Raw genomic sequence first — 22,544 nt, 5'->3', positions numbered from 1 at the left:
GCCCGGTCCCATTTGGACACCCTTGATTCCTGCTACCTTTGAAGGAGAGCAATTGGAGAAATTCGGTAAGGATGTGCCCTTGGGCAGACCGGGACAACCGGCTGAATTAGGACCTGCTTTCGTTTATTTGGCGTGCGAGGACAGTAGTTATATGACCGGGCAAGTGCTACATATCAATGGTGGGGAAATCATTGGAGCTTGATTTAAAGACGTTAAAATTAAAAAGTTCCATGTATTATGAACATGGAACTTCTTAAAAACTTAATTATGAAGACTAGTAGGAATTATACTCTGGCGGCTGTATTGACTAGATTTCTACAAACATCAAATAAAAAGCTACGATTCCAAAGAGTATCGCAACCACTACTATAGTTGTAAGCGGGAATTTATTTTCTGTTTTATTGGTCGTCATATTTCGAACGCTTCCATCATTTTTTTGTTTCGTATCAACGGGAGAGCTATCAGTCGCCTTCCATTCCGTTTTATCCATTTTTTCCATAGTTTTAACTTTAGCTGTTTTTAATTCCAATGCATAAATTAAAATTTCGTCATAGGGAACATTAACTTCTTTAAACATTTTTTTGGTTTTATGACTAAAGCACCTTTAGTATTTGGAACCTTAACAAAATTTCCAGTTATTTTGAAGATAACTGATATCTTTTCAATGAGTTGTGCTTATTGTGTAAGGTTTATTTTGTTGATTGTCAAAACCTTATTATAAGAATGGTTTCCTCTAAAAACTTTTTTTCACTTCAAAATTTTTGTGCTACTAAAAAGGTTTTTAAAGTCAATTTCAGACTTGTATAGTGCTGAAATTGCACCGCTATGAGAAACCAATTTTTAGATTCAAGAGTATATAATAAGTTACTTCAATTAGTAGATCAATCTTATATCTTGATTGATGCCCTAGAGGTATTTTTAATTCGGTTTGACGACCCCTTTGAAGAGAAAAAAGGAATTACGGACAGAATAAAATTTCAAACAGAATTCTGTAAGTCGCTTAAAAACGAACTGAATCAATATACAGTGCTACCCAGAAAACTTGTCTATCGCAGACCGGCTGTCAAATGGCTTGATACAGACCTTTTATTTAACTGTGTGTCCATTCATGAGGGAAGAGAGCTCGTGCTTGCATCAGATCAAAAGCAGATTGATAATTGTATGAATTTAATGCAGCATATGGAGATGGATATCAAAGTGCATCTTCTTATAATCGAGTATTTAGATTTTTTGGTTTCACTACATAACGAAGGGGAAGTAATGTATTCAACTTCCAATTTAACGCTTAAAAAAAGAAATGAGAAAATAATGATTTAACGGGCTAACGCCTATAAATAAGAATTGCTATGGAGGATATGAATAATTTGACGGCCGAAATGGCCATTGAGAAATCAGCAGGAATGGGGGCTATCCTTAAAGACGGACAGACGACGTTCAGGGTTTGGGCTCCACATGCCAACAAAGTTTATGTGGGTGGTTCGTTTAATGATTGGAGTAAAGAAGGTTTAGAACTTCATCAGGAAGAAAACGGATACTGGGCCGGGGTGTCAGATGAACCCAAAGAAGGGGATGAGTATAAATACATCATCCATAACGGAAATGATGTTATGGAAAGAAATGACCCATATGCTTTTGAAGTAACCAATAGCAATGGCAACTCCGTAATCAGAACCCTTGATTTTGATTGGGATGATGCTGATTTTAAGATGCCGTCTTGGAATGAACTTGTTATTTATGAGTTACATGTTGGAACCTTTAATCGAAAAACTCCCGATCAGGTGGGTACTTTTAATGATGTAATTGAAAAGTTGCCATATTTAAAAGAGTTGGGTATCAACTGTATTGAATTACTTCCTGTGGCGGAGTTTGCCGGCGGAATATCTTGGGGGTACAATCCTGCGCACCCTTTTGCCATAGAGCAAGATTATGGTGGACCGAACGGACTTGCGAATTTTGTAAACGAGGCCCATAAGATGGGCATGGCCGTTATAATGGATGTGGTGTACAATCATTTTGGGCCTTCCGATGTAGATTTATGGCAATTTGATGGTTGGCATGAGAATGACAAAGGTGGAATCTATTTTTATAACGATCACCGAAGTGATACGCCTTGGGGAGATACACGTCCGGATTATGGAAGACCTGAAGTACGTCAATATCTACGGGACAATGCGCTCATGTGGATTGAAAAATACCATTGCGATGGTTTGAGAATGGATGCTACATCATACATAAGATATGAGGGCGGCGGTCTTGGGTATGATACGGAAATTGAGGAAGGCAATATACTCATGAGGGACATTAATGCCGAGCTTCAGGAGAAATACCCGCACGTGTTGACCATTGCCGAAGATTTAAAGGGAGATCATAGGGTTACCAATAACTTTAATGATGGTGGATTAGGCTATGGCACCCAATGGGACATGGCTTTTGTACATCCAGTACGTGAGGTTTTGCAAGACACCCATGATGAAGGCCGCGATGTTCAAAAAGTAGTAGATGCCCTTTGTTTTCAATATAGTGGGGACTACTTTAAGAGAGTTGTCTATACCGAATCACATGATGAGGTAGCAAACGGTAAAGCCCGTGTACCCGAAGAAATACAACCCGGGGATGCAGAAAGTGATTTTGCCAAGAAGAGGGCAATTTTAGGAATTGTTTTGACCCTTACCGCCCCTGGTATACCCATGCTTTTTCAAGGACAGGAGTTTATTGAAGATGAGTATTTTCAAGATACGGAGCAGCTTGACTGGGAAAAGTTTGAAAAGCACAAGGGCATATACAAAATGATTTCGGATATCGTCAAGTTGAGAACGGGAGAACTTGAAGGAGCCTTCGGCTTAAGGGCGCAGGGTATTCAGATAACACATTTTAATCCTGAAAATAAAATTTTAGCTTATGTAAGAGATGAAGTTGGAGGGGGTGAGCAGCCAGTTTTAGTCGTTCTTAATTTTAGTAATAAGGAATTTGAGAAGTACCACATTGGCGTTAGCGAGCATCAAAACTGGAAGTTGCGTATAAATGCAACTTGGAACGGGTATGATGAAGGTTTTCAAGGGCTTGAGGTGACATCGCAAATGAAGAAACTAAGAAAAGAAACCGATAATAGCGAATGGACTGGTGAACTGAACATACCTGCCTATGGAGCGCTTATTTACACCTTGTAGCGAAAATTATTAAGAATACTCAAAAAAGGCCCTCAGGGGCCTTTTATATTTTAGGCTAGGATTTACTTAGGTCAAAGGGTCCTTGCGGAAGATTTCGATGAGGTTATAGATCAGGATACAAAAGACAACCCAAATCAAACCGGCTATCCAGCCACCAAGTACATCAGAAGGGAAATGTACTCCCAAATAAACCCTGCTAGTACCAATACTTAAGATTAAAACGAATGATATTGCTATAATAATGGTTTTCATCCATACTTTCAAGGTAGATTTATAAACAAGGTAAATTAGAAAACCGTAAAAGGCCATCGAGCTCATGGCATGCCCGCTAGGGTAGCTAAGAGTTTTGACGGTAACCAAATGTTCCAAGTCCGGTCTGGCCCTATCATAGGCCCGCTTAAGCAATACATTAGAAATGGTTGCCAAAAGTAAAACCGAAGTAACCTCATAAAGAAGCGCCCATCGTTTCGTAGTAAAAATTACTACTAGTGCACAAATAACAAGAATTACGGCATATCCTTGAATATCACCAATATCTGTCACAAAGATAAAATATGTATTGAGTAGGGGAGTTCTGTAGGAGTGAATTTCACTAAATACAGATTCATCGAAAGTACCCAAAAGGTCACCCTTCACTAAAGAAGACAATTCTACGAAAAGATTAATTCCTATAATAAATAATAACAGGGAAACAGTTGCCGTAATTAGATAGGGCATCTTTTCTCGGTTTCCAGATTTAAAAAATGCCCGAAGGCTTGCAATTAGATTATATAACTTTTCACTGACCATAATATATACAATGAAAAAGGGACAAATGAATGTCCCCTTCCAGACTTTAATTGTTCCCCACAAACAATTAATGTTTTAGTGTAATGCGAATTAAATATTTATTAAAATTAAAGCAGTCCTTTATCAATATTGCCTTTAACTCAAAAAGGTATTTTGTAAAATAATGATGAGCTTTTAGGTTTAGGATAGGATCACAAACTCTTTATCACTATAGGAATGCTCTGGCTCCAACGATTTTATAGATTGATACAAAAGCGTTTTAAGAACATTGAAAGAAGAGGGTTTTTGTAAATACCTGTTAGCGCCATCTTCTTCTAACTGCCTTACTTCTCTCTCATGGTAACTTGTAGAGTACACTACAATTTTAATATCGGAAAATTTATTAAAATTTCTGATATCCGTTAGGCACTCAAATCCGTCCATTAAAGGCATCCTTAAATCTAAAAAAATGATGTCCGGTAATTTTGAAGAAGAGAATAAGTCGTCCATTAGGTCAATTCCGTTGGAAAATACCCTAGTGGTACAACTTAAGGGAATTTCGGCAAGCGCATCTAGAAAGAATTCTCGGTCATCTTCATCATCCTCCGCAATATAAATCAAGTAATCTTTCACAGGCGTAATTTAATTCATTCTCAGTTATAACAACACAAAGTAAAGTGCAGACGCAAAAAAACATATTAGAAATTACACAAAGAGCTTTAATAAAATAAATTTTAGCTCCATAGGTACAACACTCTACTACAATGATATACAACAATACGTAAAAATAGATCTATATCTTTAATCGGCCCTTAAAAAATTAGGCCAATTAGGTATTGGAAAAATATCCTATATAAGAGCTTTTGAGGTAATCAGAGGAAAACAATCCAATATCCCATTATTCGGTCACTACCTTTAGCATTTCTTTCTTTTTGCTTGTATTGGAGACTTTAAATAATTGCATGAAGGCTAAAGTCAATACCAAGGAAGTGGCAAATCCCATAATTGCAACGGTAAATGGTACAATACCTTCAAAACTCAAGTTTTTAAACCATCTTTGGGACAGAGCTGCCAGAAAATCTGGATTTATCTCTGTTGCATACACCGTGAAGAAAATGGCAAAAATTAAAGTAGCCATAAATCCGGTAATAATACCTGTTTCAAAACCCTTTCGATAATTAAAGGACTTTCCCTCTTCCAGTTTTCTATACTTTATGGCCTCATATATTGCAAATCCCGTTATGACTGCATTGAAAATACTATAGGCAATATTTGTATGTAATTCAAACAGTGCCAGAACTAGAAAATAGGCGATTAACGATCCACTTGTGGCTAGGCCAAACCGGATAGGTAGTGTAAAATTTCTCATAGTAAAATTATTGTTTTATTATTAAGATTATTGATAGAATTAAAAATGTAATGGCAGGAATGGATTTTTTAAGTTCATCCTTTATTTTAACGTGCATTGCAATGGCACCCAACATTAATATGACCATTGGCACGGCTCCGTATAAAACTAAATAAGGAATCCATATAGATAAGAAAATTAAGGAGGCCGCTAACAGCTTTAAGCCTCCTACTATGTAGAGTATTGGTATGCTCAAACCGTAGTTGGCAAACTCTTCTTTCATCGATGAGGCAGCGCCACCACGATAGGGAGTAGGTTTATTAAAACGAAAAATCCAGACATTCACTATACTTATAAAGATGAAAGCCTTGATGACTATAAATAGATATTCCATATTGTTTACTTTAAGTTGCAACTATAAACTCATTCCGTTTGTGAAAAGTTAATGAAATGTCTACTCTAGATTTAGTCTAACTTTCTAGTGCAGCTTTTATATTTATACCTACATTTTGATGAGTAAGTTATAGGTAATTTTTTCTAGCCGATATTCAAAAATCTAAAACATTCTAGTTTTTTATGATTTAGCACAAAAAGGTAGATAAGGTTACCTCTGTACGTAAATCTCTTTTAATGTATTGTTAGACGCATTCCAAAACTAATTTTCATTTATGAGCGATTATTTTGTTTAATAAAAACACTTTAAACTTAAACAAAATATATTTTTGGAATGGACTGATTTGAGCAAAAAATTAAAACCTTCGCTAAAATTATTTTGCGTAGTGTGAAGAATCAAATTGGTGAAAATATAAATCCACTGACACCGATTTTACTTTTTGTTAATTAAATATTAATCGAATTAAACTCTTTTTTAATTTGATTTTTGTTTAATAAATTTATGCTAAAATTAAACAATTTGTTATGGAGTTACTTTTAAGAGCCGACGAATTTGAGAAGAGACCAATGAGTCACATGTCAACAAGTGACCGCATTAATGCCTCAAGGGAGGCTAAGGAATTAGTATTGGCCATAAATGAGATTTATAAGAAAAGCAAGGATGGTAAATTGATGGAAGTAATGAAGAGGATTACTGCTAAAAAGCGTAAAATTGAAAAACGCTTAAAAGGAAATCCACTTACATAAAATTTAAGGGGGCTGCTTATTTCGTCTGTTACCCCTTTCATATGCAGCCCCTTTCCTTAGATCGTAACTTTAAAAATTCTAAAAGACTTTTACTTTGAAGCAATACCTCCATCTTACGGTTGGTTAAAAGTAAAGCTAGGTGTATCGATTATATAGGGAACTTGTTTAAATACTTCTTTGACTTAATATTGAGTTTCTACCATCACAATTTCTACACAGTAAAATTACCTTTTTACACTTTCTAATCGTATTGGATTAAAATTTTATAATCCACCTCTTCATTTAATATGGTATTGTAAGTCCAATTCTTCTTTGGCCCTATTTTTTTGTTTTTTGCTTAAAACAAACCAAATATAAAACCATATCTTCTACACATAAAATCATTTAATCCATAGGCCGATTTCGGAAATTGGCATTTTAGTAAGATGAATTCCCTCCACACATACAAGTACATTTTCCAGAGGCAAAAAATTGGTATTTTTCAAATCCGTATTCCAAAAAAATATGCCCTCTCAACTTTCTTATTGGCTTTTGCCATACTTTTTTCCATCCCGGCAAAAAGTCAAGAAAATTTTCATTTTGAACATTTAGGAACAGATGAGGGAATGTCTCAAAGTGATGTCAATTGTATCTATCAAGATTCCTATGGCTTTATGTGGTTTGGTACCCATGACGGGCTTAACAGATATGACGGTTATACATTTAAGGAATTTAAGCCCAATGAAAAAAGTACGGGAATCAATAGCAACCTAATCTTTACCATGACGGGGGACCAGTCCGGTAACTTATGGATTGGTACTACTGGCGACGGGCTTTTTTATTATGATCAAAAAAAGGAAGGTTTTACACAGTTTCAGCATATCAAAGGAAATTTAAAAAGTCTATCCAATGATTACATTTCAAAGGTCTATCGTGATAGTAAAAATAGACTTTGGATAGCTACGAAGGGTGAGATTAATATGCTCGATTTAAACAAACCTCTAGATTCGGCAGAATTTAAAAAGTTTGAGTTTGAATATGGGGAATCTGATATACCTGAAAATGCCAATATCATCAATGCCATTTATGAGAATCATAAAGGAGAAATTTTAATAGGTGGGCATTTTGATTTATTTAAACTTACCATTGATGAAAACGGAGTATCATATTTTAAGTCGGTCATTAAAGAAATCGGATTTCAGCAAGCCTCGATCAGGACCATGGCAGAGGACCGGTTCAATAGACTATTAATAGGTACTGGAGACGGTCTGTATATGAAGCAATCCGATACAGATACCAGTTTTGTAAAACTGAATGATGGAACCTTCACTACAATAGCCTTGGATAATGACAACCATATCTGGGGTGGAACGGATAACGGACTTCAATACTTCTCCAATTCTTCTGAGCTGGATGCTCCTACACACTTGGAGACTTTCAATTATAGCCCGGAAAATGCCAATAGTATTAGCAAGAACATTATAACATCGCTTTATGTTGATAAAACAGGCATTGTTTGGGTAGGAACCAATGGAGGTGGTGTGAATAAATTTGATCCTAAACGGAAAAAATTCAGACATATAAAAAGAGACTTAAGGGCCAGTAGCTTAAGTTATGATAAAATTAGGTCGGTTTTTGAGGATAGTAATGGGATTCTTTGGATCGGTACGGAAGGGGGCGGACTTAATGAAGCCCTAGTAACGGACAAGAAATATGAAAATTTTAGGCAATTCAATCATACAAGGAAGGTCTTTGCCATGGAAGAAATCACTAGGGACGGGAAAAAATTGCTTTTGCACGGAGGGCAAAATCCGCCATACCTTTTTTCTATTGATATAACGGACGCGAATAGTAAAGACAAGGAAGTCAATGAAATTGCAGGTGTGAATCACAGTGTGTTCAGTATTTTAAATGATTCTCAAGATAATTTGTGGGTGGGAACTTATTCTGGCGGACTTTACAGATGGATCAAACAACCTGACGGGAGCTATAAAAAAGCAGTTTTTAGAGAAAGGCCTAACCAAAATTATGGTTTGCCCAATAACATTATTAGAAACATATATGAAGATAGTAATGGTCATATATGGGTTGCTACGGGAGACGGACTATGTAGGTTGTCCGTAAGGGAGCGATATAAGGACAATCCCAAATTTGAAATTTTTAAAAATGACAAGGAAATAAGGGGAACCATTAGCCACAACTATATATTGGCACTTTACGAGAGTAGAAAGGGTGAAATGTGGGTAGGAACTTTTGGGGGTGGTCTCAATAAGGTGATTTATAATGACGAGAACGAAACTAACTTTGTCTCTTATACTGTTGGCGAAGGTTTGCCCAATAATGTCATCAAAGGAATATTGGAGGATGAGCAGGGGCATCTATGGGTTTCTACCAATAAGGGCCTTTCAAGATTTAACCCCGAAACGGAAACTTTCAAAAACTACGATGTGACTGATGGCCTACAGGATAGTGAATTTCAAGAGTTGGCCTGTTTAAAAAGACAGGATGGTGAAATGATTTTCGGGGGTGTCAACGGTTTTAATGCTTTTTACCCTAGAGAGATCGAGGATAACGAAACCCTACCGGAAACAGTGGTTACCAAACTGTCTATCTTTAATAAAGATGTTGCGGTTGGAGAGGAAATTAATGGAAGGGTACTTTTGGACAAAACAATATCTGAGGTGGACCAAATTACTTTGGACTATGCAGAAAATAGCTTTGCTTTTGAGTTTGCTTCGTTGCATTTCTCAGCTCCCAATAAAAATCAATTTGCATATAAGTTGGAAGGTTTTGACGCTGACTGGATCTATACCACCTCTGATAAAAGATTCGCCACCTACACCAATATAGAGCCTGGAGAATATACTTTAAAAGTAAGGGCATCCAATAATGACGGAATTTGGGATACAACACCTTATTCTATGGCTCTAAAAGTTAGGCCTCCTCTTTACAGGACCACCGTTGCTTATGCCATTTATGGTTTACTATTATTGTTTTTATTCATTGGTCTTTGGCGTTTTACTATTATCAGCTCTTCTAAAAAGCACCAACTTGAATTAGAGCACCTGGAAAAGGAAAAGAATGATGAACTACAGACCTTAAAACTGGATTTTTTCACCAATATCTCTCATGAGTTTAAGACACCACTTACTCTGATCAAGGCCCCATTAGAATACCTATTAAAAGAAAATGGCTCTATAGAGGGTTCCACGGTGAGGGAACAATATCAATTAATGCATAAAAACACCAATTATCTTCTAAAGTTGGTGGACCAATTGCTAGATTTTAGAAAGATCAACCAAGGAAAAATGTCTCTAGTGGTTAGGAATACAGATATGATTTCCTTCATAAGGGAAGTGGCGGAGCCCTTTCAATTCCTTGCATTAAAGAAGAAAATAAAATTTGAGATTAAATCCGATGAAAAGCATTTAAAATCATGGTTTGATCATAGTGCTTTAGAGAAGGTTTTAAACAACCTACTCTCCAACGCATTTAAATTTACCCCTGAGAACGGAAAAATCACCATTGAAGTTAGTTCTAAGGAAGGAAGCAAGGAAATGGAAACACCTTTTAATCAACGTTATGTGGAAATAAAGGTAAAGGATACAGGGGTGGGGATTCCTGAAGATAAAAAGTCCATAATTTTTGAAAAATATTATACGGAAAAGGAACATGAGAAAGTAAACTCAAAAGGTGTCGGTATAGGCTTGGCCTTTACCAAAAGTCTGATCGAGCTTCATTTAGGTCATATAGCCGTTAAAAATAGAAAAGGAGGTGGAACATGTTTCAAATTGGCTTTACCTATGGATAAAAGTAGTTATGAAGAAGCTCCGGATATTAGCTGTAAAGAAGTAACGGACAATGATTTTCTTGTTCGCTCTTCCGAATCGGAGTCTTTAGCTATTGATTTAAATGACGAGCTGGAAGATTATCATTTGGCAAAAATAAGGTCTACTTCCCCTATTCTTTTAGTAGTTGATGACAATCCGGATATCATTCAATTTATAAAACAAGTTCTTGGAAACAAGTACACCATTTTTGAAGCACATAATGGTCAAAAAGGCCTTGAGATTGCCAAAAAGGTGTTGCCTAACATCATCATCACAGATGTTGTCATGCCTATCATGGGGGGTATTGAATTCTGTCAAGCACTGAAAACCACCAATGTCACCAGCCACATTCCGGTAATAATGCTTACCGCGAAATCTTCTCAGGAAAGTGAAATAGAGGGGTTGTCAAACGGGGCGGACGCCTATTTAAGAAAACCGTTCAATGTGCAAGTACTTGAACTTAAACTTGCTAATATTCTTACAAACAGGGATGAGCTTAGAAAAAGATTCAAACAGGACTTAACACTTCAACCTACAGAGGTTGCAGTGACCAGTTTGGATGAGCAATTTTTGCAGCAGGCTGTAGAAGTGGTAGAAAAGCACATGATGAATACAGATTTTAATGTGGAAATGCTGGTAAAGGAAATGGGGCACAGCCGTAGTAATCTTTATCTAAAGTTTAAGGAGTTGACCGGACTCTCCTCTAGTGAGTTTATAAGGAATATTCGGCTTAAGAGAGCTATTCAGCTTTTAGATAATAGTGATTATTCCGTGAAGGAAATTATGTTTAGAACCGGATTTAATACGGCCTCTTACTTTTCCAAATGCTTTAAAAAGGAATTTGGGGTAGTACCAAGCGAATACATAAAAAAAACAAGGGTAGACCAAACCTAACTTTAACTTCAACCAATCTTAATGAAACAACTAATTATAGGATTCAATCTATTGTTTTTCCTTTTTCTTTCCTCTTGTGGTAAGGCAAAAAAAACGCAAGGTAACCTGAACGATAAAATTGAAACCAAACCCAATATTGTACTGGTTATAACGGATGATCAAGGCTATGGGGATGTGGGTTTTCATGGAAATTCTATTATTAAAACACCCAATTTAGATACCCTTGCGGCCCAATCAACGGAGTTGACCAATTTTCATGTAGGCACTACCTGCGCACCTAGCCGCGCAGGCTTGTTGACCGGCAGAAATAGTAATAGAAACAATGCTTGGCATACCATTGCCGGTTGCTCCATACTTAACTCTGAAGAGGAAACCTTGGCAGACGTTCTTGAAAAGAATGGGTATAGCACCTCCATGTTCGGAAAATGGCATTTGGGGGATAATTATCCTTTTAGACCTCAGGATCGAGGTTTTAAAGAGGCGCTTTATCATGGAGGTGGAGGTGTTGGCCAAACCCCGGATTATTGGAACAATAATTATATAAATGATACCTATTTTAGAAATGGTAAACCGGAAAAATTTGAAGGGTATTGCACAGATGTCTGGTTTTCTGAAGCCATATCCCACATCCAGGCTCAAAAGGAGACTCCGTTTTTTACTTATCTAGCGCTGAATGCACCTCACGGACCTTTCAATGTACCGCAAGAATATTTTGATATATATGCAGATAGTGATCTAACGGATAGACAAAAACGCTTTTATGGGATGATTACCAATCTAGATGAAAATTTAGGCAAGCTTATAAAGCAATTGAAAGCCAGTGGGCAATGGGATAATACCATTTTTATCTTCACTACGGATAATGGTACGGCTGCAGGAATTTCCAATGAAAAGGGAAAGCAAAGGGGCTATAATGCCGGTTTACGTGGAACCAAGGGCAGCCAGTATGACGGTGGACATAGAGTGCCTTTTCTAATTTCTTGGCCGGCAAAAGGCATTACAAGTAAAAATATCAAGTCGAACAATGAATTGGTGGCCCATGTGGATCTGTTGCCCACTTTGGCCAAATTATGTGGATTGGACTATTCACCAAAAAAACATTTGGATGGTAAGGACATGTCATCTGTTCTATTAGGGGAGACCCAACAGGAGAAACGCATGTTGGTAGTAGATACACAACGAAATCAATGGCCTGAAAAGAATAGAAATAGCTGTGTGATGCAGGGTGAATGGCGCTTGGTAAACGGTGATGAATTATATAATCTGGCGGAAGATTTTGGTCAAGAAAGTAATGTGGCCGCCGATTATCCAGATAAAGTAAAGGCCATGCAAGATTTCTATAATGAATGGTGGGTAAGCACTGAAGCTGATATGCATTATGCCAAAATACCTTTAACGGCGCCCAACGAAACTTCTGTTTTGTTGACGATTCACGATTTACATTCAGAACAACCCATTCCATGGAACCAAAATTTAATACGTAAAGGAGAGCAAAGTCCTGAAGGCTATTATTTAGTGGAAGTTACCGAACCCGGTGACTATCAATTTGATTTGTACCGTTATCCGCCAGAATCAGATTTAGCTATGAATGCGACCGTGGAAGAAATCGAATCTAAACCCAATTGGGACGGCCTATCTGAAGGTGTAGGTTTTGATGTAATAGGCGGACAAGTTCAATTGAACGATATAGTGTTTCACGAAAAAGGAATCGCATCCGACACCCATATTTCTGTATCCGGACAATTAGAAAAAGGTACCTATAAACTATCGGCTTATTACCAAGTCGAGGATAAGAACTCAATACCAACTAACTATATAAACGTCATTAAAAAATGAAATTAAAATTTACATATTTTGTAGTGTTCGTCTTTTTGTTGAGTGCCTGTAATTCTAAAAAACAGGCAGATGATACATCTGAAAAACAACCCAACATCATTTTTATAATGTCTGATGATCATACCACCCAAGGTTTGGGGGTTTATGGTAGTAGATTGGCCAGCCTTGACCCAACTCCCAATCTCGATATGATTGCCAATGAGGGGATGATTTTTGAAAATTGTTTTGTTAGTAATTCTATATGTACGCCCAGTCGGGCAGCAATTATCACAGGTCAAAACTCACAATTGAACGGAGTACTTGACCTTGACGGTCGAATTGAAGCGGCGCGGCAATATTTGCCCATAGAAATGAAAAAACTGGGCTATCAAACCGCTATTGTTGGTAAATGGCATTTAAAGGAAGAACCGGCGGCCTTTGATTATTATAAGGTATTACCGGGTCAAGGGAGTTATTTTGATCCTGAGTTTCGCGAGCGCGGCGAGAAACCTTGGCCCAAAAATGTAGTTCAGACCCAAGGGCATTCCTCGGACAAGATTACGGATATAACGCTGGAGTGGTTTAAAAAGGAAAGGGACCCTAACAAACCCTTCTTTTTAATGCACCATTACAAAGCCCCACATGACGATTTTGAAAATGCACCGAGGTATGAAGACTATTTGGCTGATACTTTCATTCCCGAACCGGAAAGTTTGTACGAAATGGGCAACCATGGTTCTGTGGCTACAAGGGGTAAGAACGATAGTTTGACGAGAATTATAGGGTCATCGGTTTCTCATAGGAACCTCATTAGAAACCAGGCCATGAATATTTATGTGGATAGCACAATACATAGGTCTTACAGAGAAGCAGACAGTATTAGACCAGAGGAATACGTAAAGTGGACTATGGATGAGGAAGAAAAAAAATACGCTAGCCAAGTATATCAAGATTATCTGAAGAAATACCTTCGCTGTGTAAAGGGCGTCGATGACAATATTAAAAGATTAATCGATTATTTAAAGGAAGAAGACCTTTTGGACGACACCATCATTGTTTATACGGGTGATCAAGGTTTTATGTTGGGAGAGCATGATTATATTGATAAAAGATGGATGTATGATGAGAGTATGCGCATGCCGTTCTTTGTGAGGTACCCAAAGAAAATAAAAGCAGGCAGCCGTACCGATGCCATCATCAACAATACTGACTTTGCACCGACCCTCATTGAAATGGCCGGAGGAAATGTGCCAGATTACATGCAGGGTAATAGTTTCAAGACCATTTTGGAAACTGGTGAAGAGCCGGAGGGATGGCAACAATCTACTTATTACCGCTATTGGATGCATTTGGCCCACAGGCATCAAAATCCCGCTCATTTTGGAGTGCGTACCAAAGACCACAAACTTATATTCTTTTATGGGAAATACTATGTGGATACAACGGATCCCAACGCTGATTGGGACAAAAATAATTGGGGGAATGATTTTACTAACAGCACCCCGGTAGCTTGGGAATTTTACGATCTGAAAAAAGACCCCAAAGAAATGAACAATGCTTACAACGACCCTGCCTATGCAGACGTAATCGCAGACCTTAAAAAGGAATTGATACGTTTACGGGATGATTTGAATGAAACGGATGAAAAGTATCCGCATATTCAAAAAGTAATTGATGAACATTGGAATGATTAGTTGTTATAACTTAAAAGGATAAGTGGATAAAGACTTATTTATAGAACATATTCAGCGGTACGGCGTGCTTTCCCAAAAGGAAATCGCCCTTTTTCGTAGTTATTTTATACCAAAGGTCATACCCAAACATGAGTTCCTGTTGACTCAAGGTTCCCTTTTTGATTATGAGGGGTTTGTTGTAAATGGGTGCTTTAGGACCTATTTAAATGATGCCAAGGGCAACGAAAACACTTTGTATTTTGCCACTAACGATTGGTGGTTGATGGATATTGATAGTTTTATGAACGCCGTACCCTCACAATTGAACATTCAGGCTTTAGAGGATAGTTGTATACTGATCATTAGTAAAAGTGATAAATTGAGATTATATCAGACTATACCCGCCTCGGAAAAGCTATTTAGGTTAATGTTTCAAAAGGCCATTGTAGCCTGGCAGCGAAGGCTTATTCGTAATCATTGCCTCACCGCTAAAGAACGTTATAAAGATTTTATAGAAACGTATCCCAATATCGCATCAAAGGTAACAGATAGGCAAATAGCTAGTTACTTGGGCATTACCCATGAATTTCTGTGCAAGATTAAAAAGCAATTGTTATTTGAAAAAATGGAACAGTGTTGAACTAGTTCTATTTATTTATGAGGAGGGTTTTTAATTTTTGTAATTGTTAATTCATAAACCTAAAACCATGTTTCCTCCAAAGATCATTTATGTTATTCCCTTACTTCTTTTTGCTGTATTTACACTTCATTCACAAGCACAAAACCCCTATGATGTTAGCACAGAACAGGCTTTAAATTCATTACAAGCTGCCAAGAAAAAAGCAGAAGAAATGAATGTTTCGGTCAATATAGCAGTGGTGGATGCAGGAGCCAATCTAAAGTGTTTTGTAAGAATGGATAATTCCTATTTAGGCAGTATAGATGTCGCCATAAAAAAAGCCAAAACAGCCCGTTATTTTGATACTGATACAGGCAAGTTGGGAGAATTAACTCAGCCCGGAGGGATTATTTATAACATTGAACTTAGTAATGATGGCCTTATTACCTTTCCCGGAGGTGTACCCATTAAAAATAAGGAAGGTAAAATCATTGGCGCCATTGGTGTTAGTGGTGGTACTATAGAAGAAGATAGAATTATTGCAAACGCTGGTGCAGATGCCCTTTTAACTAAAAACTAGAAATCTAATGAGAACTTTAATTAATACTTTTTTAGTTGCCATAACAATCCTTGGGTCCAACATAATTACGGCGCAAGATTTAAGTAATCCTATGTTGTATCGTAAGGATTTTAAAGATATTTCTGGGAAAAATACAGTCTCAATTACCAGCTATGAGAAGAACGGGATGCATTTTGTATACGCCGGTGGTGTTGGTAATGTAGATGTGTATCAAATTGATGCAGATGGTGTACTCACGCCTATAAGTAATCACGAATTGTACAAGCAAAAAGGGCCGGCTAGAGGTATGGTAGCAGACAATATTGGGGGTAACGACTTTCTTTTTGTAGCCAACAAATTTGGTAACGTAATAGAAACCTTTAAAATTTTGGAGAGTGGTTCTTTAGAACGCGCCGCTATGGTGGAAGATACGGAAGACACACATCTTGCTGTTGGCATCACGTTGCAAGTGGTCCACATGAAGGGGGCGTCGTATTTATTCGTAGGAGGACTGGAGAAGGAAACTCCAGGTCTAAGCTGTTTTAAAATTAATAAGGATGGTAGCCTTGCCCACATACAATCAATGAAGGATACTGAGGACTTACACACGGATGGAATTATTGGAATGTTTGTGCATAAAATACAAGGGAAAACCTATCTCTACACCAGCGGATTTCAGGATAATGGCGTTAGCAGTTTTAGAATTTATGAAGATGGCACGTTTAAAAATGTAAACAATGTACATGACAACAATACAGACCGCTTTCTAACGGGCGCTTATCCAGTAACTGGGGCCACCATTGGTGATAACCATTATGTTCTAGTAGGGCATAGACACCATAAATATTATGGACGCAATGGATTTATCAAAAATCCTGATTTCTACTATCATGGTGATGGGGTTAGCGTATTTAAGGTTAATAGAAAAGGCGCTTTACTTCCGCATTTTGTTTTAAAGGATGATGAAACCACTAAATTACAAGGACAAACACGTATTGAAGTAGTTTCAGTGGCGGAAGATGGGGCAATTTTTGCAGTAGGTACCCGTGATGATGCTAGTATTCAGTTAGTAAAATTAGATGCAGAAGGTACATTAACGCCCTTGAATTATTTAGAGACTGGCTTTCCTATTTATTACGGTTTAAGAAGTTTAACTATTAATGGCAATCCCTTATTGGTGGCAGGCTCTATGAGTTTTGAGCTTAATAAAGTAGCAAGTTATCAAGTAGCGCCTAAAATTAATAGAGAGGGTAAGCAATTGCGCCATATCGTAAATTTAAAATATAAAGAAGAGGCTACCCCAAAACAGGTAGAAGCGGCCGTACAGACTTTTTTAGATTTAGAGAAAACCATTCCTGAAATTGTTTCTATTGAATGGGGAGAGAACGATAGTACGGAAGGTCATAGCGAAGGATTCACTCACACCTTTATTTTAACCTTTAACGACGACCACGGGAGGGAAAAATACTTATTCCATAAAACACATTTAGATTTGGTAAAGAAAGTGGGCCCCATCATTGACGGTGTTTTCGTAATGGACATTTGGACGGAATAGATTGAGTAAAGATCAAACCTTACTCCAAGGATTTAATTAAAAAAAACGCACCCCACAAAAGGGTGCGTTTAAAACTAACTCTAAACTAACTACTACAAATTTGTTGTAATCTCATTGTCCATTGTAATTTCTAAACAATGGGCATGCTCGCCTACTTTTTGACCAAAATCATTTATAAATAGGCCGTTTTCATCTTGTGAAAACTGTAATTCGTTTCCACTTTCAAGTAATCTTATTTTTTCAATATTTAAATCTTGGGTCAATTCTGTTTTGGCCGCCAAAGATTTAATGAGTGCCGAATTATTTTCGGGCCATTCCAAGAATATGGCGTAAAGCTTGTTGCCTTTTTTTGTAAACCTGATATCCTCAGAGGTAAATCCTTTGTTTCCTCCTTCTGAGTGATGTCCTTTTTTTACTTCGGTAGGTCCTTCTCCAAATACACTCCAGTATTCCGTACCGTAGATGGCATCCCCATTTACCTTTAACCAATCACCTATTTCCAAAAGTATTTTTGCTTGGTCCTCAGGAATAATCCCGTCCGGTCTAGGACCAATGTTCAAAAGAAGATTTCCATTTTTAGAAACGATATCGACCAAATCATCAATGAGCTCATTTGTGTTTTTAGATTTCCAATTGGTTACATATCCCCAAGAGTTCTTTCCTATAGAGGTATCGGTCTGCCAAGGCAATTTTCGTATTCCGGGAAGTTTTCCCCTCTCAAGGTCGTAAATTACCGTTCCCTCCGGAAAGGCTTCATGGTCAAAATTCTTGTCGTTGATGACCACTTCTTTTCCCCATTCAATTCCTTTGTTATAGTAGTAGGCAGCTAATTTGGGGCGATACTCTTTATAATCGGGTATATCTAAATAAAAATCGAACCAAAGAATATCCGGTTGGTAATTGTCGATCAGGTCAACCGTACGGTTCCACCATCTTTCCTTAAATGCTTCGGATACGGGTTCAGTAACGTCTTTACCTTTAGCGGAATACAAATCGGCATATTGCGGATCCGTAGTGTCAAAATGATCTTTTTTATTATAAAATGACCAGTTAAAAGCAAAATGTGATGAGGCACCCATGATAAGACCTTGTACCCGTCCTTCTTTGAACAGTTCACCCAAAATATCCTTCTTTGGGCCCATTTCCACAGCATTCCAACGGGTAGTGTTGGACTTGTACATGGCAAAGCCGTCATGGTGGTCCGCTACCGGGATAACGTATTTTGCACCGGATTTTTTAAAAATATCTATCCACTCCTTGGCATTAAAGTTTTCCCCTTTAAAAAGAGGGATAAAGTCTTTATATCCAAAGTCTTTTTGGTCTCCCCATTTTTCCTTGTGATAGGTATAAATTTCATTTGGACCCTCTTTTTGCAGCTTTAACTGTGCGGTGAAGGTGGCAGTGTCCATGTACATTTGTCTAGGATACCATTCAGAACCATATGAAGGCACGGAATAGGCACCCCAATGAATAAAAATCCCAAATTTTTGATCATTGAACCATTCAGGGTCTTTATAGTTTGCTTTTATAGATTCCCAATTGGGTTCATATACGGGAGTTTCTTTTATAGTATTCCCCGCTAACTGTTTTTTGTCCGCTTTGGTTTGGCATGAACTAGCTCCAAGTACTAAGGACAGAACTAGGGAAAGCCGTGAGAGTTTTCTTAAAATCATTCTATTGGTTGTATAATATTAGGTGCATTTCTCGATTCAGCTAAATTCAACCATTTGATTTTTTTACATCGTAACAGATGTTTCAATAACTGCCACAAATGGGTATGACATATTAATTTCTCTTTTTCTATGTGCTATAATTGTAGTACGTAAAAAAATAAAATGACCAGTGAGTCAAGAATTGTTGTTTAGGAATATCTTAAACTGCGAGAATCTAAATCAACCATATGAACAGCTACTTTAGGAGAGTAATTCTTTATACAGTCTTTTTCGCAGACTTAATACCAATTAATTCACAACCACATGAGAACCACCTAGGTACTAATTATTTTCCATTTGTTCTTCCTAAAGAAAAGCCAAATAGGCCATTGAGTGCGGCCGTTACCCGTAATTATGCTGCCTATGAGGCTATTAGACCGGAACAGTCCGAACTTTACAGCCAGTTTAGGTATACAGAATTAATAGGTTTCGATTATAATAATGGAGACGGTACCGTTACCAGAAGGGATCCTTCAAAGGTTATATATGAAAATGGCAAGTATTATATGTGGTATACCGGCCGTAAAACCCCGGTAAAGCCTGTGGGAATGTTAAGAGCAAAAGAAGCTAATGATACCGTTCCTTCTGCGGATTGGGATTTATCCGATATTTGGTACGCTACTTCCGAGGACGGTCTTACTTGGGAAGAACAGGGCATTGCGGTTCCAAGGCCTCCAAAACCCCAACCGGGTTGGCGTTCGGTAACCACCACTGATATTTTAAAATGGAAGGGGAAGTATTACCTATATTTTCAAGCCTTTATGGAAGTCAGTGGTTTGCGGGGCGATTATTGTCCGGTTTCCGTTGCCTATGCCGATTCTCCGGATGGCCCGTGGACACATACGGGAGAAATCGTGATTCCCAATGGACCGGAAGGTTCATGGGACCAAAATTCCATTCATGACCCCTATCCTCTGGTACATGATGGAAAAATTTACTTGTACTACAAAAGTGATTTTGATAATCGTGCTGAATTAAGGCCTTCCAAAATACGTATGCAGGGTTTGGCTATTGCCAAGAATCCCCTAGGGCCTTTTGTGAAACATCCCTTAAATCCTGTAATCAACTCAGGTCATGAGACAACGTTGTTTCCTTATAAGAAAGGGGTGGCAGCTATTGTTCAGCGTGATGGGCAAGAACACAATACCATACAATACGCAAAGGACTGGGTTAATTTTGAAATTGCTTCCATTACCGAATTATTGCCGGTTGCGGCCGGACCTTTTGTTCCGGACGCCTTTACGGATACCGATAATGGTAGGGGAATCACTTGGGGAATCTCCCATTTTACCAATGCAGGTAACAATTGGTCAAAGAATCATAGTATTTTAGTGCGTTTTGATTGTGATTTGAGCCAAGATATCGATGATCCTGATATGAAAGGCCATTACTACCAACATGGGCCTGAATTTCATTATTCCCATGGTTTGAACAAAAAACAACGCGAACGAATCAAAAAAGAGAACGCAAAATTAGAATAGTTATTCTGAAAAATTAATCTTCATGAAACGATACCAACCCTTTTTGACATTCTACTTGGTCTTTACCGCTTTTCTGGTCTTTGGACAGGAAAAACCCAATATTGTCTGGATTACCACCGAAGACAATTCTGCTATTTGGCTAAAGTTATATGATAAAGAAAATGGCGTGTCGATGCCGAATGTAGAAGCCTTGGCCGATCATGGTTTAGTATTTAACCATGCCTTTTCAAATGCTCCAGTTTGTTCGGTGGCTAGAAGTACCTTGATAAGTGGTGTGTATGCGCCCAGGGTAGGCAGTCAGTTTCATAGAAATGCCTTTGAGGTTCCTTTGCCCAAGGGGCTCAAATCATATCCCGAGTATTTAAAAGAAGCCGGTTATTACACGGCCAACAGTCATAAAGAAGACTATAATTTTAAATTGGAGGGCATTTGGGACGATAGTTCCAAAGACGCTTCGTATAGAAACCGTAAAAAGGGCCAGCCTTTTATGCAGGTTTGGAGTCTTCATGATACCCATGAGGGAAGAATGCATGCAGCAATGGATGCTTATGATGTAGCCGACCTGCACCGAGACCCAGAAAGTATAGTGGTTTTTCCGTATCATCCTAATACTACCACATTTAGAAAAAGCTATGCCTATTATTACGAAAAACACAAGCATGATGACCAACGGATAGGTGAACTTATTCAGCAGTTAAAAGAAGACAAGGTATTGGACAATACCATTATCTTTTATTTTGGAGACCATGGGGGCGTTTTGCCACGTTCCAAGGGCTATATTTATGAGAGTGGCTTACAAGTACCCTTGGTGGTGTATATTCCGGAAAAATGGAAGCATTTTTTTCCGGCCAAAGCAGGAAGTAGGGTAGACGGGTTTGTGAGTTTTGTAGACTTTGCTCCCACTGTATTGCATTTGGCAGGTATTGAAGTACCTAAAGAAATGGATGGAAGTCCGTTTTTAGGAAAAGATATTGGCCTGAAGCAAATCAATAAAAAGAATGAAACGTTTGGCCATACAGATAGGTTCGATGAAAAATATGATTTGGTCCGTAGTATGCGCCAGGGCAAATTCAAGTATATCAGGAACTATCAACCATTTAATATAGACGCTTTATACAATGCGTATCGTTATCATCAAAAGGGCTATCGAGAATGGAAAGAGTTATATGACAAAGGAGAATTAAATGCAGAACAGTCCGCCTTTTTTGAGGCGAGGCCGGCCGAACAATTGTTCGATTTGGAAAAGGACCCACATGAAGTAAACAATCTCGCCACTAATCCTGGGTATTCGCAAAAATTAAAGGAATTAAGGAATGCTTTAGATAATCAATTGAAAACATGGCCAGACCTTAGTTTTTACCCTGAGCCATATTTGCATAAAAAGGCAATTGATAACCCAACTGCTTTCGGACAAAAACATCAAAAGGAGATTAAGCAATTGATTGATATCTCTAATCTAGCGCTGCTATCCTTTAACGCCGCCCAAAAAAACATCGCAAAGGCCTTGCATTCCCATAATCCTTGGGAAAGATATTGGGGAGTGATTGTTTGCTCTTCTTTTGGAGAGCGAGCAAAAGAATTTTCAGGAGTAATCCGTCAACTTAAGGAAAGGGATGATGAAGTCTTGGTACGCTTGAGAGCAATAGAGTTTCTAGGATTAACAAAACAAGAGAACCCAGTGCTTGCACTGGAAAATCTGTTGTCCCAAAAGCATACTATGTTAGAGAATCTTTTGATTCTTAATACGGCTAGCCTATTCAAATCTTTAGATGACAGTATCTCTTTTCAACTAGATGCTAAGGCTTTAATTGCATCGGCAAATGGCGATGACAATGGTGAATATTGGATAGAGAGACGTATAGCATATTTAATGCCTAGCCAACAATAAAGTACAATCATATTCCCACAGTTTTAAAGCTTGGCTTGGAATAATTGGAGTTCATTTAAATTTTTTAATCGAAAATCCATTTGTTTTCCTAACTAAGTTATTTGTGATAGACCTTT

The 22,544-nt window shown here is 37.9% G+C and carries 18 protein-coding genes; 12 read left to right on the top strand and 6 right to left on the bottom strand.

Going from position 1 to position 22,544, the window contains the following annotated elements; genetic code table 11:
- Positions 1-202, top strand: a 202-nt coding sequence (locus BIZ36_RS01255) for an SDR family oxidoreductase (RefSeq protein WP_187456030.1), incomplete at its 5' end; no start/stop codon positions are given.
- A gap of 105 nt (positions 203-307) precedes the next feature.
- Here BIZ36_RS01255 and BIZ36_RS01250 read toward each other — a convergent pair.
- Positions 308-577 carry a hypothetical protein gene (locus BIZ36_RS01250; protein ID WP_187456029.1) on the bottom strand — a complete coding sequence of 90 codons (270 nt, stop codon included), beginning with the start codon at positions 575-577 and terminating at the stop codon, positions 308-310.
- A gap of 317 nt (positions 578-894) precedes the next feature.
- Here BIZ36_RS01250 and BIZ36_RS01245 point away from each other — a divergent pair, with 317 nt between their 5' ends.
- Both BIZ36_RS01245 and BIZ36_RS01240 read left to right on the top strand, forming a co-directional pair.
- The gene (locus BIZ36_RS01245; protein ID WP_187456028.1) at positions 895-1,317 is read left to right on the top strand and encodes a hypothetical protein; all 423 of its coding nucleotides are present in this window, start codon (positions 895-897) and stop codon (positions 1,315-1,317) included.
- 29 nt (positions 1,318-1,346) lie between these two features.
- On the top strand, positions 1,347-3,167 hold the full coding sequence (locus BIZ36_RS01240) for an alpha-amylase family glycosyl hydrolase (RefSeq protein ID WP_187456027.1): 1,821 nt from the start codon (positions 1,347-1,349) through the stop codon (positions 3,165-3,167).
- A gap of 66 nt (positions 3,168-3,233) precedes the next feature.
- Here BIZ36_RS01240 and BIZ36_RS01235 read toward each other — a convergent pair whose 3' ends face one another.
- The 4 genes from BIZ36_RS01235 to BIZ36_RS01220 form a co-directional block, all read right to left on the bottom strand.
- The gene (locus BIZ36_RS01235) at positions 3,234-3,884 is read right to left on the bottom strand and encodes a phosphatase PAP2 family protein (RefSeq protein ID WP_187456026.1); all 651 of its coding nucleotides are present in this window, start codon (positions 3,882-3,884) and stop codon (positions 3,234-3,236) included.
- A gap of 252 nt (positions 3,885-4,136) precedes the next feature.
- Positions 4,137-4,568 (bottom strand): response regulator, encoded by a 432-nt coding sequence (locus BIZ36_RS01230; RefSeq protein ID WP_187456025.1) that lies wholly within the window; start codon positions 4,566-4,568, stop codon positions 4,137-4,139.
- A gap of 265 nt (positions 4,569-4,833) precedes the next feature.
- Positions 4,834-5,304, bottom strand: coding sequence for a DUF4199 domain-containing protein (locus BIZ36_RS01225; protein WP_187456024.1), 471 nt, complete (start codon positions 5,302-5,304; stop codon positions 4,834-4,836).
- Positions 5,305-5,311: 7 nt separating this feature from the next.
- A complete protein-coding gene (locus BIZ36_RS01220; RefSeq protein WP_187456023.1) occupies positions 5,312-5,677 on the bottom strand; it encodes a DoxX family protein in 366 nt (121 codons plus the stop codon).
- Between the two features lie 524 nt (positions 5,678-6,201).
- On the opposite strand from BIZ36_RS01220, the gene BIZ36_RS01215 reads away from it, so the two are divergent.
- The 7 genes from BIZ36_RS01215 (at position 6,202) to BIZ36_RS01185 (ending at position 17,347) form a co-directional block, all read left to right on the top strand.
- Positions 6,202-6,423 carry a hypothetical protein gene (locus BIZ36_RS01215; protein WP_187456022.1) on the top strand — a complete coding sequence of 74 codons (222 nt, stop codon included), beginning with the start codon at positions 6,202-6,204 and terminating at the stop codon, positions 6,421-6,423.
- A gap of 524 nt (positions 6,424-6,947) precedes the next feature.
- The gene (locus BIZ36_RS01210; protein WP_222937133.1) at positions 6,948-11,126 is read left to right on the top strand and encodes a two-component regulator propeller domain-containing protein; all 4,179 of its coding nucleotides are present in this window, start codon (positions 6,948-6,950) and stop codon (positions 11,124-11,126) included.
- A gap of 21 nt (positions 11,127-11,147) precedes the next feature.
- The gene (locus tag BIZ36_RS01205) at positions 11,148-12,962 is read left to right on the top strand and encodes an arylsulfatase (RefSeq protein WP_187456020.1); all 1,815 of its coding nucleotides are present in this window, start codon (positions 11,148-11,150) and stop codon (positions 12,960-12,962) included.
- Positions 12,959-14,635 carry a sulfatase family protein gene (locus BIZ36_RS01200; protein ID WP_187456019.1) on the top strand — a complete coding sequence of 559 codons (1,677 nt, stop codon included), beginning with the start codon at positions 12,959-12,961 and terminating at the stop codon, positions 14,633-14,635. Before BIZ36_RS01205 ends, BIZ36_RS01200 begins: the two co-directional genes overlap by 4 nt.
- Positions 14,636-14,657: 22 nt before the next feature.
- Entirely contained in the window at positions 14,658-15,254 is a 597-nt protein-coding gene (locus tag BIZ36_RS01195; protein WP_187456018.1) for a Crp/Fnr family transcriptional regulator, read from the top strand.
- Positions 15,255-15,321: 67 nt separating this feature from the next.
- Positions 15,322-15,813, top strand: a complete 492-nt coding sequence (locus tag BIZ36_RS01190) for a GlcG/HbpS family heme-binding protein (RefSeq protein WP_187456017.1) — start codon at positions 15,322-15,324, stop codon at positions 15,811-15,813.
- A gap of 7 nt (positions 15,814-15,820) precedes the next feature.
- Entirely contained in the window at positions 15,821-17,347 is a 1,527-nt protein-coding gene (locus BIZ36_RS01185; protein WP_222937131.1) for a Dabb family protein, read from the top strand.
- A gap of 92 nt (positions 17,348-17,439) precedes the next feature.
- Here the strand turns inward: BIZ36_RS01185 and BIZ36_RS01180 are convergent, their stop codons facing one another.
- Positions 17,440-19,020 (bottom strand): alpha-L-fucosidase, encoded by a 1,581-nt coding sequence (locus BIZ36_RS01180; RefSeq protein ID WP_187456016.1) that lies wholly within the window; start codon positions 19,018-19,020, stop codon positions 17,440-17,442.
- A gap of 227 nt (positions 19,021-19,247) precedes the next feature.
- Here BIZ36_RS01180 and BIZ36_RS01175 point away from each other — a divergent pair, with 227 nt between their 5' ends.
- Positions 19,248-20,540, top strand: coding sequence for a glycoside hydrolase family 117 protein (locus tag BIZ36_RS01175; protein WP_187456015.1), 1,293 nt, complete (start codon positions 19,248-19,250; stop codon positions 20,538-20,540).
- 22 nt (positions 20,541-20,562) lie between these two features.
- Positions 20,563-22,428 carry a sulfatase family protein gene (locus BIZ36_RS01170; protein ID WP_187456014.1) on the top strand — a complete coding sequence of 622 codons (1,866 nt, stop codon included), beginning with the start codon at positions 20,563-20,565 and terminating at the stop codon, positions 22,426-22,428.
- Positions 22,429-22,544 lie beyond the last annotated feature (116 nt).

The sequence above is a fragment of the Cytophaga sp. FL35 genome, assembly GCF_014349235.1.
Classification (GTDB): Bacteria; Bacteroidota; Bacteroidia; order Flavobacteriales; family Flavobacteriaceae; genus Euzebyella.
This window is presented reverse-complemented; position numbering and strand designations above follow the sequence as displayed.

Bases quoted from the DNA above. Each gene is read 5' to 3' on its own strand.
- BIZ36_RS01250 (WP_187456029.1), bottom strand. From the start codon at position 577: ATGTTTAAAGAAGTTAATGTTCCCTATGACGAAATTTTAATTTATGCA.
- BIZ36_RS01240 (WP_187456027.1), top strand. From the start codon at position 1,347: ATGGAGGATATGAATAATTTGACGGCCGAAATGGCCATTGAGAAATCA.
- BIZ36_RS01235 (WP_187456026.1), bottom strand. From the start codon at position 3,884: ATGCCCTATCTAATTACGGCAACTGTTTCCCTGTTATTATTTATTATA.
- BIZ36_RS01225 (WP_187456024.1), bottom strand. From the start codon at position 5,304: ATGAGAAATTTTACACTACCTATCCGGTTTGGCCTAGCCACAAGTGGA.
- BIZ36_RS01220 (WP_187456023.1), bottom strand. From the start codon at position 5,677: ATGGAATATCTATTTATAGTCATCAAGGCTTTCATCTTTATAAGTATA.
- BIZ36_RS01215 (WP_187456022.1), top strand. From the start codon at position 6,202: ATGGAGTTACTTTTAAGAGCCGACGAATTTGAGAAGAGACCAATGAGT.
- BIZ36_RS01205 (WP_187456020.1), top strand. From the start codon at position 11,148: ATGAAACAACTAATTATAGGATTCAATCTATTGTTTTTCCTTTTTCTT.
- BIZ36_RS01200 (WP_187456019.1), top strand. From the start codon at position 12,959: ATGAAATTAAAATTTACATATTTTGTAGTGTTCGTCTTTTTGTTGAGT.
- BIZ36_RS01190 (WP_187456017.1), top strand. From the start codon at position 15,322: ATGTTTCCTCCAAAGATCATTTATGTTATTCCCTTACTTCTTTTTGCT.
- BIZ36_RS01185 (WP_222937131.1), top strand. From the start codon at position 15,821: ATGAGAACTTTAATTAATACTTTTTTAGTTGCCATAACAATCCTTGGG.
- BIZ36_RS01180 (WP_187456016.1), bottom strand. From the start codon at position 19,020: ATGATTTTAAGAAAACTCTCACGGCTTTCCCTAGTTCTGTCCTTAGTA.
- BIZ36_RS01175 (WP_187456015.1), top strand. From the start codon at position 19,248: ATGAACAGCTACTTTAGGAGAGTAATTCTTTATACAGTCTTTTTCGCA.
- BIZ36_RS01170 (WP_187456014.1), top strand. From the start codon at position 20,563: ATGAAACGATACCAACCCTTTTTGACATTCTACTTGGTCTTTACCGCT.